Here is a 20,551-nt window from a genome sequence, read left to right on the forward strand (position 1 = left end):
CGCTAGGCTCAGGGCAAGCGCTTGGCACGGGTCAACAACTGGTCGAGCAGGCCAATCGCGAGGTCGATTTCGTCTGCGGAAATATGCAGCGACGGCGCCAGCGTGATCACGTTCTTGTAATAGCCGCCGACATCGAGCACCAGGCCTATCGGTTCGCCGCGATGGCGCAGCTCGCCTGCCAGGCCGATGTCGACCATGCGGTCGAGCAGCTTGCGGTTGGGCGTGAAGCCGTCCGCTTCGCAGATCTCCGCACGCAACGCCAGTCCCAGGCCATCGACATCGCCGATCTCCGGGTGGCGTGCCTGCAGGTCCTTCAATCCCGCGAGGAAATGCGCACCCTTGGCCATCACCATGCTTTCGTAATCGGTCTCGGCGAGCATGCGCATCGTCTCCAGTCCCACCGCGGTCCCGAGCGGATTGGAGGCGAAGGTCGAATGGGTCGATCCCGGGGGGAACACCGTCGGGTTGATCAGCTCTTCGCGCGCCCAGATTCCGGCCAGCGGATTGAGCCCGTTGGTCAGCGCCTTGCCGAACACCAGCACGTCCGGCTGCACGCCGAAGTGCTCGATCGCCCACAGCTTGCCGGTGCGGAACAGCCCCATCTGGATCTCGTCGACCACCAGCAGGATGCCGTACTGGTCCAGCACCTTCTTCAGGCCGGTGAAGAAGTTCGGCGGCGGGATGACGTAGCCGCCGGTGCCCTGGATCGGCTCGACATAGAACGCGGCGTATTCGCACTGCTGCGCCTTGGCGTCCCACACGCCGTTGTATTCGGTCTCGAACAGGCGCGCGAACTTCGCCACGCACTGCTCGCCGTACTCCTCCTTCGACATCCCCTTCGGGCCGCGGAAGTGGTACGGGAATTCGATGAACTGGGCGCGATCGAAATGGCCGTAGCGACGGCGGTAGCGATAGGAAGACGTGATCGCCGATGCGCCGAGCGTGCGGCCGTGGTAGCCGCCCTCGAAGGCGAACACGAGGCTCTTGCCGCCCGAGGCATTGCGCACGATCTTCAGCGAGTCCTCGACGGACGACGAGCCGCCGACGTTGAAATGCACCCGGCCCTTGCGGCCCCACTTGCGTTCGGCGTCCTGCGAGATCACCTTGGCGAGTTCGATCTTGGTCGGATGCAGGTACTGGCTGGCAACCTGCGGCAGCGTGTCGATCTGGTGCTTGAGGACCGCATTGAGGCGCGGATTCGCGTAGCCGAAGTTGACGGCGGAATACCACATCTGCAGGTCGAGGAACGGCACCCCCGCGGTGTCATGGAGATAGCTGCCCTCGCACCGCGCGAAGATCTTCGGGGGTTCGCTGTAATGCACCGTGTCGCCGAACGAGCAGTACAGCGCCTCGTCGGCCAGCAACTCCCCGTCGTCGGGGTTGGCTGCAATGGAGGACAGGGGCATTGGCATCACGATGTTGTTCATGCGTATTCGGTCCGATGGCCGGGGGAAGGGGGCGGAAGTGGATTGCGGTCGAACATGCCCTGGACGAGGTCCGGCAACATCGCCAGCACGTCGCTGAAATCGTCGAACGGCTGGTGCGCGATGCCTTCATCCTGGCAATGCGCGAGCAGGCGCCGCTTGGCGAAGACGAAGTCGGCCCTTGCCGCGACGCAGACGTCCGACTGTCCGTCGCCGATGAGCAGGACCTTGTTGCCTGCCGCGATCGAATGCGCGGCGCACGCACATTTGCAGGTCCCGCTCTTCACGACACAGGCATGGTTCGCGTGCGGGGATTGCATCTCCCAATTGCGCGGCCCCGCCTGCACAAGGTGGTTGGCTATCACCGTCAACCCATCCAGTCGGTTGTTGGCGAGGATGCGGTGGATGATCCGGTCGAGACCGTCACTGACGATGACGAGCTCCAGTCCCAGCCGGCGTGCGTGCTCGACGAATTGCGGGAAAGCCGGGTCGATCGGGATCCCGTCGCAGACCCGATCGATCTCGCGTTCGCTGGCTTCGATCAGGCCGACCTGCCTGGACATGCAATCGCGCGAGCCAATCGCGCCTTCGTGCCATTGGCGCTCCAGGTCCTTCCACTCGGGCCGGGCGTATTGTTCGAGCAGCGCGTCGGTTGCGTCGGGAATGGACACGGTGCCATCGAAGTCACAGAGGATTTTCCAGGGATGCACGTTTTCGCTGCTCCGGAGTAAACGAGGGAAGCGTAGGGACGGTGTCTTTCTACGTCCTTTCCCCGGCACCGCCCTGTTGCCGGTCCATCGGGCGCTGGCTCCCCATGCGATCAACTCGGAACGGTCTCATCGTCGGCTACCGAGGGCGCCATGGCGCCAGTCGCGGTGACCCGGCGCAAGCGGGAGCCGGTCGGCAGCGCCGCATGATGGATGGATTCCTGCAAGGCTTCCGTGCAACCGGTCCAGGCGAAGGAATCGAAGACGTTGATGCGGTGGTCCGTACCGAGCTTTGCCAGGACGATCGCGTACTGCGGCCATGGCGGCCCGATTTCGACCTCCAGCGCGAGCCGGGAGGGGCGCGTGACCCGCAGCACGTTGTCCCGCCCTGCGCCACGCAGTTCGAAACTCACTGCATGCAGCGCCCCTGTCGCCGAGACAGCCACGACATGAACCCGACGCGCGGCCGCCATCGACCATGACCGGCGCGCCACGAATCGCCAGCGCCACTGCCCTCGCACTTCATGCCGCGGCCACCCCGGCTCAAGGAATCGCTCCACCACGTCGACGAAACGCAGCAGCCGTGATCGTCCGAAGTGGGTCTGGCTGACATGGCTGAGGGCCGCCGCGCGCTTTATCGCCAGCTCGCTGGGCGACAACGTCACTTGCGGCGAGGGACGGACTGGCGCTCCGCGTCGACCATGCAACCAGTACGTGAGTACGCGGGCCTTGCTCGATTCCGCCCGCAAGGCCGCCTCGACAAGGATGGCGAGCGCACTGTGGTCGGGATGCGAATCGCGAATGTCAGGCATGACGACCAACGTGGGACGCTGCAGCGCGACGAACTCCCTGAGTTTCGCGACGCTCGCATCGCCCTCGCGCACCAGACGTGTGGTCAGGCCCTGGTCCGCCCACTGCAGGAAGCACACGCGATCGTCCGCCACGCCCAATATTTCCAGTGCTGCGCGTGCCTCGCTGGTCCTCAGCGCACCCCAGCGCGCGACCGCCGCAGGGTCCAGTCGCCAACGCCGTTCTGACCATCGCTGCGGCCATGGGTTGGCATCGCCGCGCGTGGCAATGACGACGCACACGTCGGCACCCGCCGCCACCGCCCGCTGGATCAGTCCGCCGCATGCCAGGCTTTCGTCATCGGGGTGTGGAGCGATAACCAATAGCCTGTCGCCGGCATGGCAAGTGATTTCCACCCTCAGTGCTCCCGCCAGGACAACAGGGATTGCGCCGGTTGCCAGACCAGTGCGTAGCGGCCTGCCTGGGCCACGGACAACGCATGCGGTCCGGCGGCGAGCAGTCGCGGGGTGACGTACGCGCTGCCATCCAGGAGCACGCCGGATTGACCCGGGCCGGACGTGGCATCCAGCGCATAAAAGCCAGGTAGCAGGACCTGCATCGTCTCGACGGCATTGCGGTGCAACCAGCCGAAATCATGGCCGGCAACCATCAGGCCGTCGCGCGCGGGCAGGTAGTTTGCAGCCACGAACCGCGCATCCATTGGCGAGAGGCGCCTGGCCCAGACAAGGTGCGTGTCGGTTGCCAGCAATCGCTGCTGGATATCGTCCTTGATCAAGCCCCTCCTGATCCGCGCCAGCGTGATGTCTTCCAGCGCGAAATAAAAGGGACGCATGCGGAAGATCGACGCACCCTTGTCATCCATCACCTGATCGCGATCCGTGGTGGTGGCCAGGATGTCGGCCAGCGATGCGTGCTCCTGCGCGAGGCGGTTCTCCCAGGGAGGGTGGCCGAAGCCTACCCAGGCCAATCCGGCAATCGCCAGGCCCGTCGGCAGCCATGCCGCTGCAGGATGTCGGCGGCCCGCCAACCATGCCGCCAGGCCAAGGGCCAGCAGTGGCGCCGAGGGCAGCAGATCCTGGCGCGACAGCAGCGGCCAGATGCCCAGCAGGAGCAGCGTGTAAGCCACGGCGGAACCGGCGACCAGGCACCGTCGCGCGGACAGCGCCTTGTCGGTTGCGCCTGCAATGACCTTGCGCACGACAAATGCGAGCAGTCCGATCGCCAATATCATCAGCGGCAAGCGCCACGGGATCCCGTGCGTCCGACCCACGTCGGGCAGGATGTTGTGCTCGATGACGCCATAACGCATCGCGGCCAGGCCGCCCTTTGCAGCGACCCAGCCCACCACCAATGCGGGAACGATCGCGGCTCCCGACAACGCTGCCCCGAGACTGCGAAAGCTGGCGCCCAACGAGGGTCGCTGGGCCGCGGGTAATGCCGCGACCACGAACGACCAGGTCAACGCAAGCCCCGAAAGCAGCAACAGTGTCTTCATCGACACGGCGAATGTCGTGCCGACCAGGACGCCGAACCAGAATGCGCGCTGCAACGTCCAGCGGCCGTGGACCGCCCAGGCGACCGCGCCGATCCATGCGACCGCCCACATCGCGTCCGTCCGGAACGTGCCGACTTCCATCATGTAAGGCGGGAAAGCGCAGAGCAGCAGGATGGCCCACAAACCGGTTTTTCGACTCCACAGCCGGCCTGCGATCACCATCGTCAATCCGATCGCGGCAACCGCCAGCGGGATGATGGCAAGGCGCAGCCACGCCATCACATCCGGGGTTTCGCCGAGCACGGCCAGCAACGGCGCGTAGAGCAGGTGGAAAAGTGGTGCGTGGTTGTCGAACACGTCCCGGTAAGGAACCAGCCCCCGACTCAATGCCCAGGCCACGTGCGCGTGCTGCGGCTCGTCGGAATTCAGGGGAACGCTCCACAACAGAGCCACGCGCAGGCAAGCGTAGGCAAGCAGCACGCCAACGCCCGCCCACACCGATGGCGCCTCGGCGGCATTTGCCGGAACGTGGCTGCTGCGCACGTCCGACACCTCGCATCGCATCGCGTGGCGGAACGCCTCCTCGGCTGTTTTGCCGACCTGCGATGTGTCCGCCCTGCTCGCCCGACTCTGGGTACTCGTCATGCGAGCAGGTTCGGCGCCACGGCTTTCAAGAGGCTTTCGTCGACGTGAGTCGCGACGTGCGTTGGGTCGCGATGCGCCCCGGCCGGTTGGTCGGAGCTGCCGCATCTCACTTCCTACCCCGGTGCGACGATCGCGGGACGACCGCGACCTGGCCGCAGCCGGGCGGTGAACTCCCGTACGCCACCGGTGCCTGCAGGCAGGCTAGATGGAGACCGTGCGATCCAGCCCACCGCGATCCGTCCAACACGACGCGCAGGGTAAAGTGGCCTGGCGGCCATGACAGGCGCTGCCATGCAAAAGGACCTGCCGAATGGGTCACAGCCGCAGGCACCGCGCCGTACCCGCCATGGCGGGAGCCACACATCGCCACACCGGCGGCAGGATCGTTGACTGGAACATGCGGCCGAACGATCTTGCTGACGCAACAAGGAGCATTGAATGAACACCAAAGCCTACGGCGCCCACGCCGGCGACAAGCCGCTCGAGCCCATCGACATCCAGCGGCGCGAGCCGGGCGCTCACGACGTGCAGATCGAAATCGCCTATTGCGGCGTCTGCCATTCCGACCTCCACACCGTCCGTTCCGAATGGGGCGGGACGAAATTCCCCTGCGTGCCGGGCCATGAAATCGTCGGCCATGTGACGGCCGTCGGTGCCGATGTCACCGGCTTCAAGGTGGGAGACACGGTCGGCGTCGGCTGCCTCGTCGGCAGTTGCCAGCACTGCAGCGCCTGCGACGGCGGACTGGAGCAGTACTGCGAGAACGGCTTCGTCGGCACCTACAACGGGCCGGCCGCGGATGCGCCGGGACACACGCTGGGCGGCTATTCGCAGCGCATCGTCGTCGACGACAAGTTCGTGCTGAAGATCCGCCATCCCGAAGCCCAGCTCGCCGCGGTGGCGCCACTGCTATGCGCGGGCATCACCACCTACTCGCCGCTGCGCCACTGGAACGCGGGGCCAGGCAAAAAGGTCGGCATCGTGGGCATCGGTGGCCTCGGCCACATGGGGGTCAAGCTCGCGCACGCCATGGGCGCGCACACCGTTGCGTTCACCACCAGCGAGGGCAAGCGCCAGGACGCACTGGACCTGGGCGCGGACGAAGTCGTCATCTCCAGGAATCCCGATGAGATGCAGAAACACGCGGGCAGCTTCGACTTCATCCTCAACACGGTCGCGGCGAGCCATGACCTGGATGCGTTCACGAAGCTGCTCAAGCGCGACGGGACCATGTGCCTGGTCGGCGTACCCGAGCATCCGCACCCGAGTCCGAACATCGGCCAGCTGATCTTCGGGCGCCGATCCATCGCCGGCTCGCTGATCGGCGGCATTGCCGAAACCCAGGAGATGCTCGATTTCTGCGCCGAACGCGGCATCGTGTCGGATATCGAGATGATCCCGATCCAGCAGATCGACGCTGCCTACGACCGCATGCAGAAGAGCGACGTCAAGTACCGCTTCGTGATCGACAACGCGTCGCTCACGGCCTGAAGGCGGGCTGGCAGGGGCGGATTCGAGCCCCTGAAAAAAACAAACCCCTGATTTCTCAGGGGTTCTTTTAGATGGTGCCCGGGAGAGGACTCGAACCTCCACGAAGTTGCCCCCGCTAGCACCTGAAGCTAGTGCGTCTACCAATTCCGCCACCCGGGCAGGGTGCAGGGCGCGTATGTTGCGGGCCGGCGGCATCCTTGTCAACGCGCCAGCAGCCCTCGCCCGTTCTGGACGGATCCAACGGTCGCGCCTGCTGGGCGGCGAACGCGAGCCAGTAGAATCGCGGGGTATTCGATACCCACGGCTCCCTTTGCAATGAACGATCCCGTCCGCCCCGTTTTCCACGGCTTCGAACAGATCCCGCTACGCGAATACGCCGAACGCGCGTACCTGGATTACTCGATGTACGTGGTGCTCGATCGCGCGCTGCCATTCCTGGGCGACGGGCTCAAGCCGGTGCAGCGGCGGATCATCTATGCCATGAGCGAGCTGGGCCTGAATGCCGGCGCCAAGCCGAAGAAATCGGCGCGTACCGTCGGCGACGTCATCGGCAAGTTCCATCCGCATGGCGACTCGGCCTGCTACGAGGCGCTGGTGCTGATGGCCCAGCCCTTCTCCTACCGCTATCCATTGATCGAGGGCCAGGGGAATTTCGGCTCCTCGGACGACCCCAAGTCGTTCGCGGCCATGCGCTACACCGAGTCCAGGCTGACGCCCATCGCCGAGGTGCTGCTCGGCGAACTGGCGCAGGGCACGGTCGACTGGGACGCCAACTTCGACGGCACGCTGGAGGAGCCCAAGTGGATGCCGGCACGATTGCCGCACCTGCTGCTCAATGGCACCACCGGCATCGCGGTCGGCATGGCCACCGACGTCCCGCCACATAACCTCAACGAGATCGTGAGCGCCTGCGTGCGCCTGCTCGACGATCCCGAGGCGACCGTTCGCGACCTGTGCGAGCACGTTCGCGGGCCGGATTACCCGACGGAAGCGGAGATCATCACACCCGCCAGCGACCTGCTCGCCATGTACGAATCCGGCCATGGCAGCGTGCGGGCGCGCGCGACCTTCGCGCGCGAACAGGCCAACATCGTCATCACCGCACTGCCCTACCAGGTGTCGCCTTCCAAGGTGATCGAGCAGATCGCCATGCAGATGCGCGCCAAGAAACTTCCCTGGCTCGAGGACCTGCGCGACGAATCGGATCATGAGAATCCGACCCGCATCGTGATGATCCCGCGCTCCAGCCGCATCGATGCGGACCAGCTCATGGGCCACCTGTTCGCGACGACCGACCTGGAAAAGAGTTACCGGGTCAACATGAACATCATCGGCGTCGATGGCCGCCCGCAGGTCAAGAACCTGCGCATGCTGCTCGGCGAATGGCTGGCGTTCCGCTTCGACACCGTGACCCGGCGGCTGCAGCATCGCCTGGAACGCGTCGAGCGTCGCCTGCACATGCTCGAAGGCCTGCTGATCGCCTTCCTCAACCTGGATGAAGTGATCCGCATCATCCGTCACGAGGACGAGCCGAAGGCCGCGTTGATCGCGCGCTTCGCGCTCAGCGACGACCAGGCCGACTACATCCTCGACACGAAGTTGAAGCAGCTGGGCCGGCTGGAGGAAATGAAGCTGCGCGGCGAGCAGGATGAGCTGGACAGCGAACGCGACCGGCTGATGACCACGCTGGGCAGCAAGTCGAAACTCAAGAAGCTGATCAAGGATGAACTGCTGGCCGATGCCAAGCGCTTCGGCGACGCCAGGCGCTCACCATTGGTGACGCGCGGCGCGGCACAGGCACTGGATGAGACCGAACTGGTCGCCAGCGAACCGGTGACGATCGTGCTCAGCGAAAAAGGCTGGATCCGCGCTGCCAAGGGACACGACGTGGATGCAACGTCGCTGGCATACCGCGAGGGCGACAGCCTGCTGGCAACGGTGAAGGGACGCAGCAACCAGCTGGTCGCCTTCCTGGATTCCACCGGGCGCAGCTACTCGACGACGGCGCACACGCTGCCGGGTGCACGCGGCAATGGCGAGCCGTTGACAGGACGTTTTTCGCCGCCGGCTGGCGCATCGTTCCAGGCACTCGCCACGGGCGACGGCGCGACACGACTGCTGCTCGCCAGCTCCCACGGCTACGGATTCATCACCGCGCTCGAAAACCTCACTGGTCGCAACAAGGCCGGCAAGGCGATCCTGTCGCTCGCGCCGGGAGCACGGGTGCTGCAGCCGGCCCTCGCCACTGCCGTCGACAACGAACGTGTCGTCGCGGTGACCACCGCCGGCCACCTGCTTGCCTTCCCGGCCGGCGAACTCCCACAGCTCGACCGCGGAAAGGGCAACAAGATCATCGACATCCCGAAAGCCAAGCTGGGCACCGAGCGCGTGATCGCGGTTGCCGTCGTCGCGCCGGGCAGCACGCTGTCGATCAGGTCCGGCAACCGCACGATGACGCTGTCGTTCAAGGACCTGGATGCCTATGTTGGCCATCGCGCCGGGCGTGGCGGGTTGTTGCCGCGCGGGTGGCAGAAGGTCGACGGATTGTCGGTGGAATAGCCATGGATCCTGCGTTCTGGCAACAACGGTGGTGCGAAGGCCAGATCGGCTTTCACCAGCAACGCGTCACGCCGCTGCTCGAGCGGTACTGGGATGCCACGGGCGTCGTATCGGGCGCACGCGTCTTGGTGCCGCTTGCCGGCAAGTCGCTCGACATGCTCTGGCTGGCCGCACGCGGGCATCGCGTCCTGGCCGTGGAATTGTCGCCAATTGCGGTGGAGCAGTTCTTTGCCGAGAACGGCCTGGCGCCAATCCTGCGGGAATCTCGCCACGGCGTTCACCACGTCGCCGGGGAGATCGAGGTGATCTGCGGCGACGTCTTCGCGCTCGGCGCGCAGGCACTGGCTGGATGCGCCGGCGTCTACGATCGCGCGGCGCTGATCGCATTGCCGCCGGACATGCGCCGGCGCTACGCCGCGCATGTGTATGGGCGCCTGCCCGCGGACTGCCGCGGCTTGCTGGTGACCCTGGACTATCCGCAACAGCAGAAAGCCGGACCGCCGTTTTCGGTTGACGCCGACGAGGTTCGTGCGCTGTTCGAGCCCGCATGGAATGTCGGAGTGCTCGAGCGCAGCGACATCCTGGCCTCACAACCAGGTTTCGTCGCCGAGGGCGTGACCGAACTGCACACGGCCGCGTACCGCCTGCAACGCAACTGATCTCGGCTATCCTCGCGGGACGACGTCAAGCGGGGGGATGCATGGCCATCTGGTTGAAGCGCATCGCCGTCGCGCTGACGGTCCTGCTGATGCTCGCCGGCCTGTCCGGATGGCTGCTGCTGCGCGGCAGCCTGCCGACGCTGGACGGCGCCATGTCCCTGCCCGGCCTCTCCGCGCCGGTCACGATCCAGCGCGACCACCTGGGCGTTGTCACGGTCGACGCGGCCAACGAACTCGACGCCATGCGCGCACTGGGTTACGTGCATGCGCAGGAACGTTTCTTCGAAATGGACCTGATGCGGCGCACCGCGGCGGGAGAGCTGGCGGAGCTCTTCGGGCCCATCGCCGTGAAGACCGACAGGCAGCATCGCGTGCATCGCATGCGCACGCGCGCCATCGAGGACCTTGCGACGTTTGCAGGTCCCCAGCGGGCGGTGTTGCAGGCCTACGTCGAGGGCATCAACGCCGGGCTTTCCGACCTGAAGGTACGGCCGTGGCCGTACCTGCTGCTGCGCACCAAGCCCAGGCCATGGCAGCTGGCCGATACGCCGCTGGTGGGTTTTGCGATGTATTTCGACCTGCAGGATGCAGGCAACCAGCGCGAACTGGCGATGTCGCGGATCCGGCAGGTCGTGCCGCCCGTGCTGTATGCGCTGCTGTCGCGCGATGGCACCCGATGGGATGCGCCGCTGATGGGACAGGCGCGCGGTGATGCCGTGCTGCCCGACGCGGCGGAGCTCGACCTGCGCACGTCGCCCATCCCCCGGCAACCGCGTCCGCTTGCGGACCTGCCCGCCGCGGCGCAGGACATCGGCAGCAACAGCTTTGCCGTCTCCGGTGCACTGACGAGGGACGGACGCGCGATCGTCGCCGACGACATGCACCTGGCCCTGCGGGTGCCGAACATCTGGTTCCGGGCGCGCCTGCGCTATCGCGACGCGCAGGCACCGGGGGGTAAGGTCGACACGTCCGGCTTCACGCTTCCGGGCTTGCCGATGGTGGTGGTCGGCAGCAATGGCCATGTCGCATGGGGGTTCACCAACAGCTACATCGACACCGCGGATTGGGCTGCCGTTCCCGGATGTCACCAATCGACCGGTCCGCGCACCGCGTGCCTTCCCACGGCCCATGAACGCATCGCCGTTGCCGGTGCGCCTGACGTGGATCTTGCCGTCGCCCAATGGACTGCAACCGTGCCCGTGCCCGTGTTGCAGACCGATGCTGGCGGAGACGATCTCGTCGGCTACTGGGCGGCGCAGGCCAAGGGCGCGGTCAACCTGGATCTCAACGAACTGGCGCGCGCCGATACGCTCGACAACGCCATCGCCCTCTCGGCGCCGGCGCGCATCCCGACGCAGAACATGGTGATCGTCGACCGGGCCGGGCAGGCAGCGTGGACGCTTGTCGGAGGCGTCCCCGATCGCCGGCCCGATTGCCGCGGCAACCTCGCCTTCGACCAGCGCTGCATCGGCTGGCGACTGCGCGACAAGCCCGAGGTGGCCAGCCAGATCGATGGCTCGCGACTGTGGACCGCCAACAACCGGATCCTGGACGGCGCCGCACTCGCGCAGCTCGGCAATGGCGGCTATGCGCTGGGCGCGCGCGCGAGGCAGATCCGCGACGACCTTCTGGCGAAAAACACCTTCACCGAACGCGACCTGCTGGCGATCCAGCTCGACGACCGCGCGGTGTTCCTGCAGCGCTGGTGGCAGTTGCTGCAGTCCACCGCGACCAGCACACGGTCGCCGGCGCTCGACGCGCTTGCCGAGGCGGCCAGCACCTGGGACGGGCATGCCAGCACCGACTCGGTCAGTTACCGCGTCGTGCGTGCGTGGCGACTGGCGGTCCATGCACGCCTGCTCGATGGCCTGACCGCGCCCGCGCAGGTCGCGCTCGGCGAGCGCTTCCTGATGCCCGACCTGCCGCAGTTCGAAGGCGTGGCCTGGCCGCTGGTGACGCAGCGGCCGCGCAACCTGCTGCCGCGGCGCTTCGCCAGCTGGAATGCCTTGTTCGAGGATGCCGCCAGGGCGGTTCGCGACGACCCGGACGCGCAGGGGACCTTGTCCAGCCGCACCTGGGGCGAACGCAACACCGCACGCATCTGCCATCCGCTGTCGAAGGCGCTCCCGGCGTTCGCACGGGGATTGTTGTGCATGCCGTTCGATCCGCTGCCTGGCGACAGCAACATGCCGCGCGTCGCGGGTCCGGATTTCGGCGCCTCCGAGCGCATGGTCGTGTCGCCGGGACACGAAGCCGATGGCTTCATCCACATGCCCGGCGGGCAAAGCGGGAATCCGCTATCGCCCTACTGGGGTGCCGGGCACGAGGATTGGGTCCATGGCCGCGCGACGCCTTTCCTGCCGGGCAAGGCGGAGCACACGCTGCACTTCGTTCCCGGGCTGAGAAGCGGGCATTAAAGGGGTCCAGCATTAAAGGGGGTCAGAGTGGAGTTTCGGCGCTTCGTTCCCGGGCTGAGAAGCGGGCATTAAAGGGGTCAGAGTGAAGTTTCGCGATGGGGATCTCCGCTGAATCACGGCGTGCCGGCGCGAAACTTCACTCTGACCCCTTTAATGCAACAGCAGTCGCTCGATGAGTGCGCGGTACAGGTCCGGCAATGCATCCAGGTCAGCGATGCTGACGTGCTCGTCGACCTTGTGGATGCTGGCATTCACCGGCCCGATCTCGATGCATTGCGCGCCCAGCGGCGCGATGAATCGCGCATCGGAAGTGCCACCGCCGGTACTCTCCTCCGGCGGCGTGCCAACGAAGCGCGTGAGGACATCACGCGCCGCAGCGCGCAACGGACCTTCAGGCGTGTGGAACGGCTCGCCGCCGCGATGCCATTCGACGCGAAAGTCCAGGCCATGCCTGCGCAGGATGTCTTCGCATTCCTGCTCGAGTCGTTCCGCGCGCCACGTGGGGTTGTAGCGCAGGTTGAACAGGACCTGCAGCTCGCCCGGGATGACGTTGTTCGCCCCCGTGCCCGCATGCACGTTGCTGATCTGGAAGCTGGTCGGCGGGAACGATGCATGGCCCTCGTCCCACTGCCGTGCGGCGAGCTCCGCCAGCGCCGGCAGCGCCTCGTGGATCGGATTTCGCGCCTTGTCGGGATACGCAACGTGGCCCTGCACGCCCTGCACCGCCAACGTCGCCGACAGCGTGCCGCGTCGCCCGACGCGCAGCAGGTCGCCAAGCGCCTGCTTCGACGACGGCTCCCCCGTGATGCACCAGTCGATTGCCTGCCCACGCGTGCGGAATACCTCCGCGACCTTGCGGACGCCATCGACCGCATCGCCTTCCTCGTCGGACGTCAGCAACAATGCGACGGTGCCATCGTGGCCGGGGTGCGCCGCAACGAAACGTTCGAGGGCGACCACGAAAGCAGCCACGCTGCCCTTCATGTCCGCAGCACCGCGTCCGTACAGGTTGCCGTCGCGCACTTCCGGGATGAAAGGATCGCTGCTCCACGATCCTGCAGGGCCCGGCGGCACGACGTCGGTATGTCCGAGCAGTACCAGCACCGGCCCACCAGACCCATGCGTCGCCCACAGGTTGTCGACCGCGCCGAAACGCATCGATTCGATCGCGAAGCCGGCCCGATGCAGTCGTTCGGCAACCAGCGCCTGGCAGCCCGCGTCATCCGGCGTGATCGAGGCGCGCGCGATCAGTTGCATGGCCAGGTCGAGCACGTCGCTCACTTGCGATCCCCGAAGCGCTGCTTGAACAGGTTGTCGCTGAAACCCTGGGTCACGGTTCCATCGGCCGACACGACGACGGGACGGCGGATCAGTTGCGGATACTCGCGCACGAGCAGGTTCCATTCCGCGTCCGAGCCCGGCGCCTTGCGGTGCGGCGAGAGGTTGCGCCACGTCGTGGAGGACTTGTTGATCATCAGGTCCCAGCCGCCGACGCGCTCCTTCCAGTCCAGCAGCGTTGCCGCCGACTGCGGCTGGTCGCGATAGTCGATGAAGACATGCGGGATCTCGAATCGCTCGAGCCAGTTGCGAGCCTTCCTGCAGCTGTCGCAATTTGCCAGGCCGTACACGTACAGGGTTGTCATGGATGCTTTCATGCCGGGTTGCGGATGCGGTCGACGCGCTGGATGAGCGTCTTGGCCACCATGCGCGCGAACCGATCGAATGGGAATGGCGATATGGGAATGGGAGGTTCCTTGTGCGGGGTCAGTGCGCGAGGCCGCGCAGCAGATCGTTGATCGAGGTCTTGCCGCGTGTTTTCGCGTCGACCTTCTTGACGATCACGGCACAGTACAGGGAATGGCTGCCGTCGCTGGCCGGCAATTGACCCGACACGACGACGCTGAACGGTGGAATGCGGCCATAACTGACCTCGCCGGTGCTGCGATCGTAGATGCGCGTCGACTGTCCGAGGAAGACACCCATGCCGATGACGCTGTGGTGTCCCACCACCACGCCTTCGACGACCTCCGAACGCGCGCCGATGAAGCAGTGGTCCTCGATGATCGTTGGCGTCGCCTGCAGCGGCTCCAGGACGCCGCCGATGCCGGCGCCGCCCGACAGGTGGCAATGCCGGCCGATCTGGGCGCAACTGCCAACGGTGGCCCAGGTGTCGACCATCGTGCCGGTGCCCACGTGCGCGCCGATGTTGAGGAAGCTCGGCATGAGCACGACATCCTTGCCGATGAAGGTGCCGCGCCGGACGATCGCGCCCGGAACGACCCGGGCACCGAGCTTGCGGAACTGCGATTCGTCGAAATCCGCGAACCGCGCAGGCACCTTGTCCCAGAAGGGCGCGGGTTCGGCCTCGATCAGTTCCATTTCCTGCGTGCGGAAATACAGCAGAACGGCCTTCTTCAGCCATTCGTTCACCCGCCAGCCGCCCTCGCCGTCGGGCTCCGCCACGCGGAATTCACCGGTCTCAAGGCCGGTGATCACGCGTTCCACGGTGGGCGCGGTCGAGCCTTCGAGCTCCTCCGGCGTCAACATCGCGCGACGTTCCCACGCGCTGTCGATCACGAACCGCAGTTCATCCGCGGCTGGGCCCTTGGGTTTCGGCTTGGCCTTGGCGACCTTTTTTGCCGGCTTGCGTTCGGTCATTGGATGGAATCTCCCTGGAGGCAGGCGATCAGTGCTTCGCGCAATGCGAGCTGCTGCCGTGGATCGGTCAGCGCAAGATCATGTTCATCGGTGATCTGGAAAACGTCTTCGGCGCGGGCGCCGAACGTCGCGATACGCGCGTCGTGTACGCGCAGGCGCTGCCGGCGCAACACGCGCGCGACATCCGCCAGCAGGCCGGGCCGGTCGGTGGACACCAGGCTCAGGGTCGTGCGCGCCGAACCATGGTCAGCCGTGTCCAGCCGGACCATGGGCGCCGTCGCGAAGTGCCGCAGATGCCTGGGCCGCGTGCGCCGGACCGATCGCACCACGTCGAGGTCCGGCAATGCGAGCACCTGGCGCAGGGCCGCCGCGATGCCTTCCGGATCGCCGTGCCGCGCATCCATCGGCACGACCTCGAAGATGTCGAATACATTGCCCGCCGGTCCGACGAGCAGGCGCGCCTGCTGGATCGCGCAGCCCAGCCTGTCGAGAGTGGCGACGATCGCGGCAAACAATCCATCGCGATCCGGCGAATGGACGAACACCTCGAGCGCGCCAGCCGTGGGCAGCGATCGTGCGCTGACCGCAGTGTCACGCTCGCCGATCGTGCGGATGACACCGGCCTGCCAGGCCACCTGCGCAGGGCTGCGAAGGAATGCCGCATCCGGCATCCGGGCGAAGGCGGCCTCGATCCGGGCGGGCGTCAAACCCGCCTGGGCCAGCAACGTCGCCGCTGCCTGGCGCGTGTCCGACATGCGCTCGTCGGCGGCCAACGGATGCTCCAGCCCCCTGCCCAGCGCGACGCGCGTCGCCGTGTAGAGATCGGCCAGCAGGCGATCCTTCCATCCGTTCCAGAGCTTGGGCGAGGTGCCGGCGATATCGGCGCAGGTCAGCAGGTACAGCAGGTCGAGGCGTTCCTGGTCGAGCACCAGCGTTGCGAACCGGTGGATGACGTCGGGGTCGCCGATATCCTGTTTCTGCGCCGTCACCGACATCAGCAGGTGGTTGCGCACCAGCCACGCCACGCTGTCGGTATCGCCGCGACTCAGCCCGTGCGCCGCGCAGAACGACAGTGCCTCGACCGCACCGAGCTGCGAGTGATCCCCGCCCATGCCCTTGGCGATGTCGTGGAAGAGCCCGGCCAGCAGCAGCAATTCCGGCTTGCGCAAGCGCGGCCACACATCGTGCGCGATGGAGAATCGCTCATCGACGACGCCCGATGCGAAGCCGGCGATATTGCGCAGCACCGCGAGCGTGTGCTGGTCGACCGTGTACACGTGGAACAGGTCGAACTGCATCCGCCCCGAGACGCGCGCGAATGCCGGCAGCCACCGGCCGAGCACGCCGAGCCGCGCCATGCGCGCCACCGTCTCGACCGGTTGCGGCCCGCGCACCAGCGCCATGAAGGCATTGCGCTGCATCGCGCCCGCGTCGACATAGGCCGGCATCCGCGGCAAGGCCTCGGCGAGCGCGCGTGCGGTCTGCGAATGCAGTCCGCGCAATTCGGGATGTGCGGCCCACGTCGAGAACATGGCGAAGACGTCATCGATGCCCGAAGGCCAGGCCGGCGCGCAGGCGTGCAGGTAGCCCCGAATGGACTGGAACCCGCCATCGAGCGGCTGCGGAACCGCCTCGCCTTCCAGTTGCTCCTCGAATCGCTGCAGCAAGCGCTCGTTGACGCGCAGCACCAGCGCGGCACTGCGGTAGAAACCCTGCATCATCTGTTCGACGGCCAGGCTCTCCGGCGTATCGACGTAGCCCAGCCGCTGCGCGAGCGTCTTCTGGTGATCGAAGCGCAACCGCTCCTCGCGCTTTCCGGCAACCAGGTGCAGGCCGAAGCGAAGGCGCGACAGGACGCGACGCTGGAATTCGATCGTGGCGTATTCGTCGGCGCCCAGCTGGCCGAGTCCGATCAGCGGCTCGAGCCCGCGGGATCCCAGAACGCGCAACGACATCCATCGCAGCGTCTGCACGTCGCGCAATCCGCCGGGACCTTCCTTGAGGTTCGGCTCCAGGTTGTCGCTGGTGTCGTCGAAGCGCGCATGCCGCAAGCGTTGCTCCTCGCGCTTGGCGAGGAAGTATTCGCCAGGCGGCCAGCAGGCCCCGGCCGCGATCGACGCGGCGAGTTCGCGCGCGGCATCGGCACGCACGACGAGTGGCCTGGCTTCGAGCAATGCGGTCATGACGGTGATGTCGCCCGTCGCGGCCTGCGTGCATTGCGCCGTGGAACGCACGGCATGGCCGACCGGCAGGCCGGCATCCCACAGCAGCGCGAACAGGCGCGCCAACGGCTCCTGGTGCGCCTGCTGCGCGGAAGCTTCGGCCAGCACCAGCAGGTCGATGTCCGATTGCGGGAACAACTCCCCGTGCCCATACCCGCCGACGGCAAACAGCGACATCGGCGCGTCGGCATCGATGCATCGCGCCCAGGCCTCGGCCACCACGGCGTCGACGGTCCGCGTGCGCGAGGCGAGCAATGCGTCGATATCCTCGCCGCGATCGAATCGACCGGCGAGGACGGCGTCAGCTTCCGCAAGAGCGGCCCGGCTCGCAGCGGCCCATTGGCCGTCGGATTGCCCAGGCTGCCGCGATGGACCCTGCGTTGCGGCGGCCGGTTTGTTCACAGGTCGTTGTCGTCGCCCGGAAGCCTGGTCAGGATTTCGACCCCGTCGTCGGTCACCAGCACCGTGTGCTCCCACTGCGCGGACAGCTTGCGATCCTTGGTGACCACCGTCCAGCCATCGGGCAGCAGGCGCGTGTGGCGCGCGCCCTCGTTGATCATGGGCTCGATGGTGAAGGTCATGCCGGGCTTGAGCACCAGGCCTTCGCCGGCACGCCCGTAATGCAGCACCTGCGGCTCTTCGTGGTAAACGCGGCCGATGCCGTGGCCACAGTATTCGCGGACGACCGAGAACCGCTCGCCCTCGGCGTACTGCTGGATCGCCTGCCCGATGTCGCCCAGGGTCGCCCCGGGTCGGACCGAACGGATACCGCGGAACATGGCCTCCCGGGTGACTTCCACCAGGCGACGCGCCATCACCGACGGGGTGCCGGCGTAGTACATCCTGCTGGTGTCGCCGTGCCAGCCATCCTTGATGACGGTCACGTCGATGTTGACGATGTCGCCTTCGCGCAGGACCTTGGCCGGGCTGGGAATGCCGTGGCAGATGACGTTGTTGACGGACGTGCACACCGTCGCCGGGAACCCGCGATAGCCGACGTTGGCCGGGATCGCCTGCTGGACGTTGACGATGTGCTCGTGGCAGATGCGATCGAGTTCCTCGGTGCTGACCCCCGGCTTCACGTGGGGTGCGACGACCTGCAGCACTTCGGCGGCCAGGCGGCCGGCGACGCGCATCTTCTCGATATCCTGGGGTGCTTTGGTTGCGACGGGCATCGCCCATTATCGCCGATGCGGCTACCGCTTCCCGCCCGGCTGGCTGAATCCCCGCGGGATGGGGCTCGGGTTGCCCAGGATCATCCTTCGGGCTACCATTCCGCGGCTGACCCGGGGAGTTCCTGCCCGGGATGGCCGCCCACGCCGGGCGACACCGGCGAATCCACACCTGCTGCAACCACCCGTGCCGGGGTGTCCACGCCTTGAAGGGCGCGGATTCGGACACGGTGGCAGCAGGGAGGCCCAACCCCGGAACTTCGTCCCCGCAACGGGACGACCGCCATTCACCCATCGGCGGCGGTTCCCCATCGGAGTTTTGCAATGCCCCAGATCACCATGCGCCAGATGCTGGAAGCCGGCGTCCATTTCGGCCACCAGACCCGCTACTGGAATCCCAAGATGGCGCCTTTCATCTTCGGCGCCCGCGGCAAGATCCACATCATCAACCTCGAGAAGACCGTGCCGCTGTTCAGCGACGCGATGAACTTCATCTCGGCCATCGCACAGAAGCGCGGCATGATCCTGTTCGTCGGCACCAAGCGTTCGGCGCGCGATGCCATCAAGGAAGAAGCCGAGCGTTGCAACATGCCGTACATGACCCAGCGCTGGCTCGGCGGCACGCTGACCAACTTCGCCACGGTGAAGAAGTCGGTTTCGCGCCTGAAGGAACTGGAAGCCGGCGAAACCGACGGCAGCTTCCAGAAGCTGGTCAAGCATGAAGTCCTCGGCCTGCGCCGCGAGCGCGAGAAGCTGTTCGCCTCGCTGGGCGGCATCAAGGAAATGAACCGCCTTCCCGATGCCCTGTTCGTCATCGACATCGGCCACGAAGACATCGCCATCAAGGAAGCCAAGAAGCTTGGCATCCCGGTGATCGCCGTCGTCGATACCAACTATGACCCGGCGCTGGTCGACTACCCGATCCCGGGCAACGACGACGCCATCCGCGCCGTGCAGCTGTATGCACGCGCCGCCGCCGACGCCGTGCTGGAAGGCAAGGCCGCCGCCCCGCAGGCAGCGGTTCGCGAAGACGAATTCGTCGAGCTCGATGCCGAAGGCAACCCGGTGAAGCCGGCCCGTGGCCGTGCGCCGGCACGCAAGCCGCAGGCCAAGAAGGCCGACGCCCCGACGACCGACGAAGCACCCAAGGCTGACGAAGCCCCCGCGGCCGAAGAAGCCCCGGCCGCCGAGTAATCCGGCGCTCAAGCGGCCGCTGCGCTTGTCGCGGCCGCATCCACGTAGGGCGGGCCCTGGCCCGCCGTATCGCGATGGCGGGCCAAGGCCCGCCCTACAACTATTTTCGAGGTCTACCCCATGGCAGAAATCACTGCAACCCTGGTCAAGGAACTGCGCGAGCGCACCGGCGCCGGCATGATGGAATGCAAGAAGGCCCTGGTCGAAAACGCCGCCGACATCGAGGCGGCGGCCGACTGGCTGCGCAAGACCGGACTCGCCAAAGCCGACAAGAAAGCCAGCCGCGTCGCTGCCGAAGGCCGCATCGCCATGGCGCAGTCCGGCAACAATGCAGTCATCGTCGAAATCAACTCCGAGACCGATTTCGTGGCCAAGGACGCTGGCTTCCTGGCGTTTTCGGACGCGGTCGCGCAGGCTGCGCTGCAGGTCGACGACATCGATGCGCTCAAGGTCGCAAAGCTCGACGGCGGTTCCGTCGAGGACCTGCGTTCGGCATTGATCGCAAAGGTCGGCGAGAACGTGCAGGTGCGGCGCATGGCGCGCATGCAGAGCGACAACACCATCGGTGCCTACGTCCACGGCGGCCGCATCGGCGTGCTGATCGAAGTCAAGGGCGGAACCCCGGAGCTTGCGCGCGGCCTGGCGATGCACATCGCCGCAATGAACCCGCCGTACATCTCGCCGGCGCATGTTCCGGCCGACTTCGTCGCGCGCGAAAAGGAAATCGCACTGGCCCAGGTCAGGGACTCGGGCAAGCCCGCCGAGATCCTCGAGAAGATGATCTCCGGCAAGGTGGCGAAGACGGTTTCCGAAATCACGCTGACCGGCCAGCCGTACGTCATGGACACCAACCAGACCGTGGAGGCCGCGCTCAAGGCCGCCGGCGGCGCGCAAGTGCTGTCGTTCGTCCGCCTTGCCGTTGGCGAGGGCATCGAGAAGCAGGCTGACGATTTCGCGGCCGAAGTGATGAAGCAGGCCGGACTGGCCTGAAGTCCCGCCCCAAGGCTGCAGACAGGACCCGCGGAAACGCGGGTTTTTGTTGTCCTGGCCTTGGTCGCCGGGGCCATCCGCTACAATCGGCCGACCGCAATTGGAGCC

The 20,551-nt window shown here is 66.4% G+C and carries 15 protein-coding genes and 1 tRNA gene; 6 read left to right on the forward strand and 10 right to left on the reverse strand.

From position 1 onward, the window contains the following. Positions 1-8: 8 nt before the first annotated feature. The 4 genes from GST15_RS05205 to GST15_RS05220 form a co-directional block, all read right to left on the reverse strand. On the reverse strand, positions 9-1,412 hold the full coding sequence (locus GST15_RS05205; RefSeq protein ID WP_159016464.1) for an aspartate aminotransferase family protein: 1,404 nt from the start codon (positions 1,410-1,412) through the stop codon (positions 9-11). Positions 1,413-1,423: 11 nt separating this feature from the next. Then, positions 1,424-2,134 (reverse strand): MtnX-like HAD-IB family phosphatase, encoded by a 711-nt coding sequence (locus GST15_RS05210; RefSeq protein WP_159016160.1) that lies wholly within the window; start codon positions 2,132-2,134, stop codon positions 1,424-1,426. A gap of 110 nt (positions 2,135-2,244) precedes the next feature. After that, positions 2,245-3,303, reverse strand: a complete 1,059-nt coding sequence (locus GST15_RS05215) for a PIG-L deacetylase family protein (protein ID WP_159016161.1) — start codon at positions 3,301-3,303, stop codon at positions 2,245-2,247. A gap of 35 nt (positions 3,304-3,338) precedes the next feature. Continuing rightward, the gene (locus tag GST15_RS05220; RefSeq protein WP_159016162.1) at positions 3,339-4,979 is read right to left on the reverse strand and encodes an ArnT family glycosyltransferase; all 1,641 of its coding nucleotides are present in this window, start codon (positions 4,977-4,979) and stop codon (positions 3,339-3,341) included. A 540-nt stretch (positions 4,980-5,519) separates the two neighbouring features. Here GST15_RS05220 and GST15_RS05225 point away from each other — a divergent pair. Then, a complete protein-coding gene (locus GST15_RS05225; RefSeq protein WP_159016163.1) occupies positions 5,520-6,572 on the forward strand; it encodes an NAD(P)-dependent alcohol dehydrogenase in 1,053 nt (350 codons plus the stop codon). Positions 6,573-6,644: 72 nt separating this feature from the next. On the opposite strand, the gene GST15_RS05230 is transcribed toward GST15_RS05225, so the two are convergent. Beyond that, positions 6,645-6,731, reverse strand: a tRNA-Leu gene (locus GST15_RS05230). 156 nt (positions 6,732-6,887) lie between these two features. Between GST15_RS05230 and parC the strand changes: the two genes are divergently transcribed. From parC to GST15_RS05245, 3 genes are read left to right on the forward strand one after another with little or no spacing between them, the layout of a single operon-like run. Beyond that, the gene (gene parC, locus GST15_RS05235; protein ID WP_159016164.1) at positions 6,888-9,131 is read left to right on the forward strand and encodes a DNA topoisomerase IV subunit A; all 2,244 of its coding nucleotides are present in this window, start codon (positions 6,888-6,890) and stop codon (positions 9,129-9,131) included. Positions 9,132-9,133: 2 nt separating this feature from the next. Beyond that, positions 9,134-9,790, forward strand: a complete 657-nt coding sequence (locus GST15_RS05240; RefSeq protein ID WP_159016165.1) for a thiopurine S-methyltransferase — start codon at positions 9,134-9,136, stop codon at positions 9,788-9,790. Between the two features lie 41 nt (positions 9,791-9,831). Further along, positions 9,832-12,207, forward strand: a complete 2,376-nt coding sequence (locus GST15_RS05245; protein ID WP_159016166.1) for a penicillin acylase family protein — start codon at positions 9,832-9,834, stop codon at positions 12,205-12,207. A gap of 150 nt (positions 12,208-12,357) precedes the next feature. On the opposite strand, the gene dapE is transcribed toward GST15_RS05245, so the two are convergent. The 5 genes from dapE to map all read right to left on the reverse strand — a co-directional run bounded on the left by dapE (position 12,358) and on the right by map (position 18,262). Continuing rightward, positions 12,358-13,488, reverse strand: coding sequence for a succinyl-diaminopimelate desuccinylase (dapE, locus tag GST15_RS05250; RefSeq protein WP_159016167.1), 1,131 nt, complete (start codon positions 13,486-13,488; stop codon positions 12,358-12,360). Continuing rightward, positions 13,485-13,850, reverse strand: a complete 366-nt coding sequence (locus GST15_RS05255; RefSeq protein WP_159016168.1) for a Spx/MgsR family RNA polymerase-binding regulatory protein — start codon at positions 13,848-13,850, stop codon at positions 13,485-13,487. Before GST15_RS05255 ends, dapE begins: the two co-directional genes overlap by 4 nt. Positions 13,851-13,971: 121 nt before the next feature. Continuing rightward, positions 13,972-14,910, reverse strand: a complete 939-nt coding sequence (gene dapD, locus GST15_RS05260; protein WP_425482207.1) for a 2,3,4,5-tetrahydropyridine-2,6-dicarboxylate N-succinyltransferase — start codon at positions 14,908-14,910, stop codon at positions 13,972-13,974. After that, a complete protein-coding gene (gene glnD / locus GST15_RS05265; protein WP_159016170.1) occupies positions 14,862-17,489 on the reverse strand; it encodes a [protein-PII] uridylyltransferase in 2,628 nt (875 codons plus the stop codon). The genes dapD and glnD overlap by 49 nt, the downstream gene beginning before the upstream one ends. Continuing rightward, on the reverse strand, positions 17,486-18,262 hold the full coding sequence (gene map / locus GST15_RS05270) for a type I methionyl aminopeptidase (RefSeq protein ID WP_159016171.1): 777 nt from the start codon (positions 18,260-18,262) through the stop codon (positions 17,486-17,488). Before map ends, glnD begins: the two co-directional genes overlap by 4 nt. Before the next feature lie 321 nt (positions 18,263-18,583). On the opposite strand from map, the gene rpsB reads away from it, so the two are divergent. After that, complete coding sequence (gene rpsB / locus GST15_RS05275; RefSeq protein ID WP_159016172.1) at positions 18,584-19,453, forward strand: 30S ribosomal protein S2; 870 nt, start codon at positions 18,584-18,586, stop codon at positions 19,451-19,453. Positions 19,454-19,573: 120 nt separating this feature from the next. Continuing rightward, on the forward strand, positions 19,574-20,443 hold the full coding sequence (tsf, locus tag GST15_RS05280) for a translation elongation factor Ts (protein ID WP_159016173.1): 870 nt from the start codon (positions 19,574-19,576) through the stop codon (positions 20,441-20,443). The last annotated feature ends 108 nt before the right edge of the window (positions 20,444-20,551 follow it).

This window comes from Cognatiluteimonas profundi (assembly GCF_009792795.1).
GTDB lineage: Bacteria > Pseudomonadota > Gammaproteobacteria > Xanthomonadales > Xanthomonadaceae > Cognatiluteimonas > Cognatiluteimonas profundi.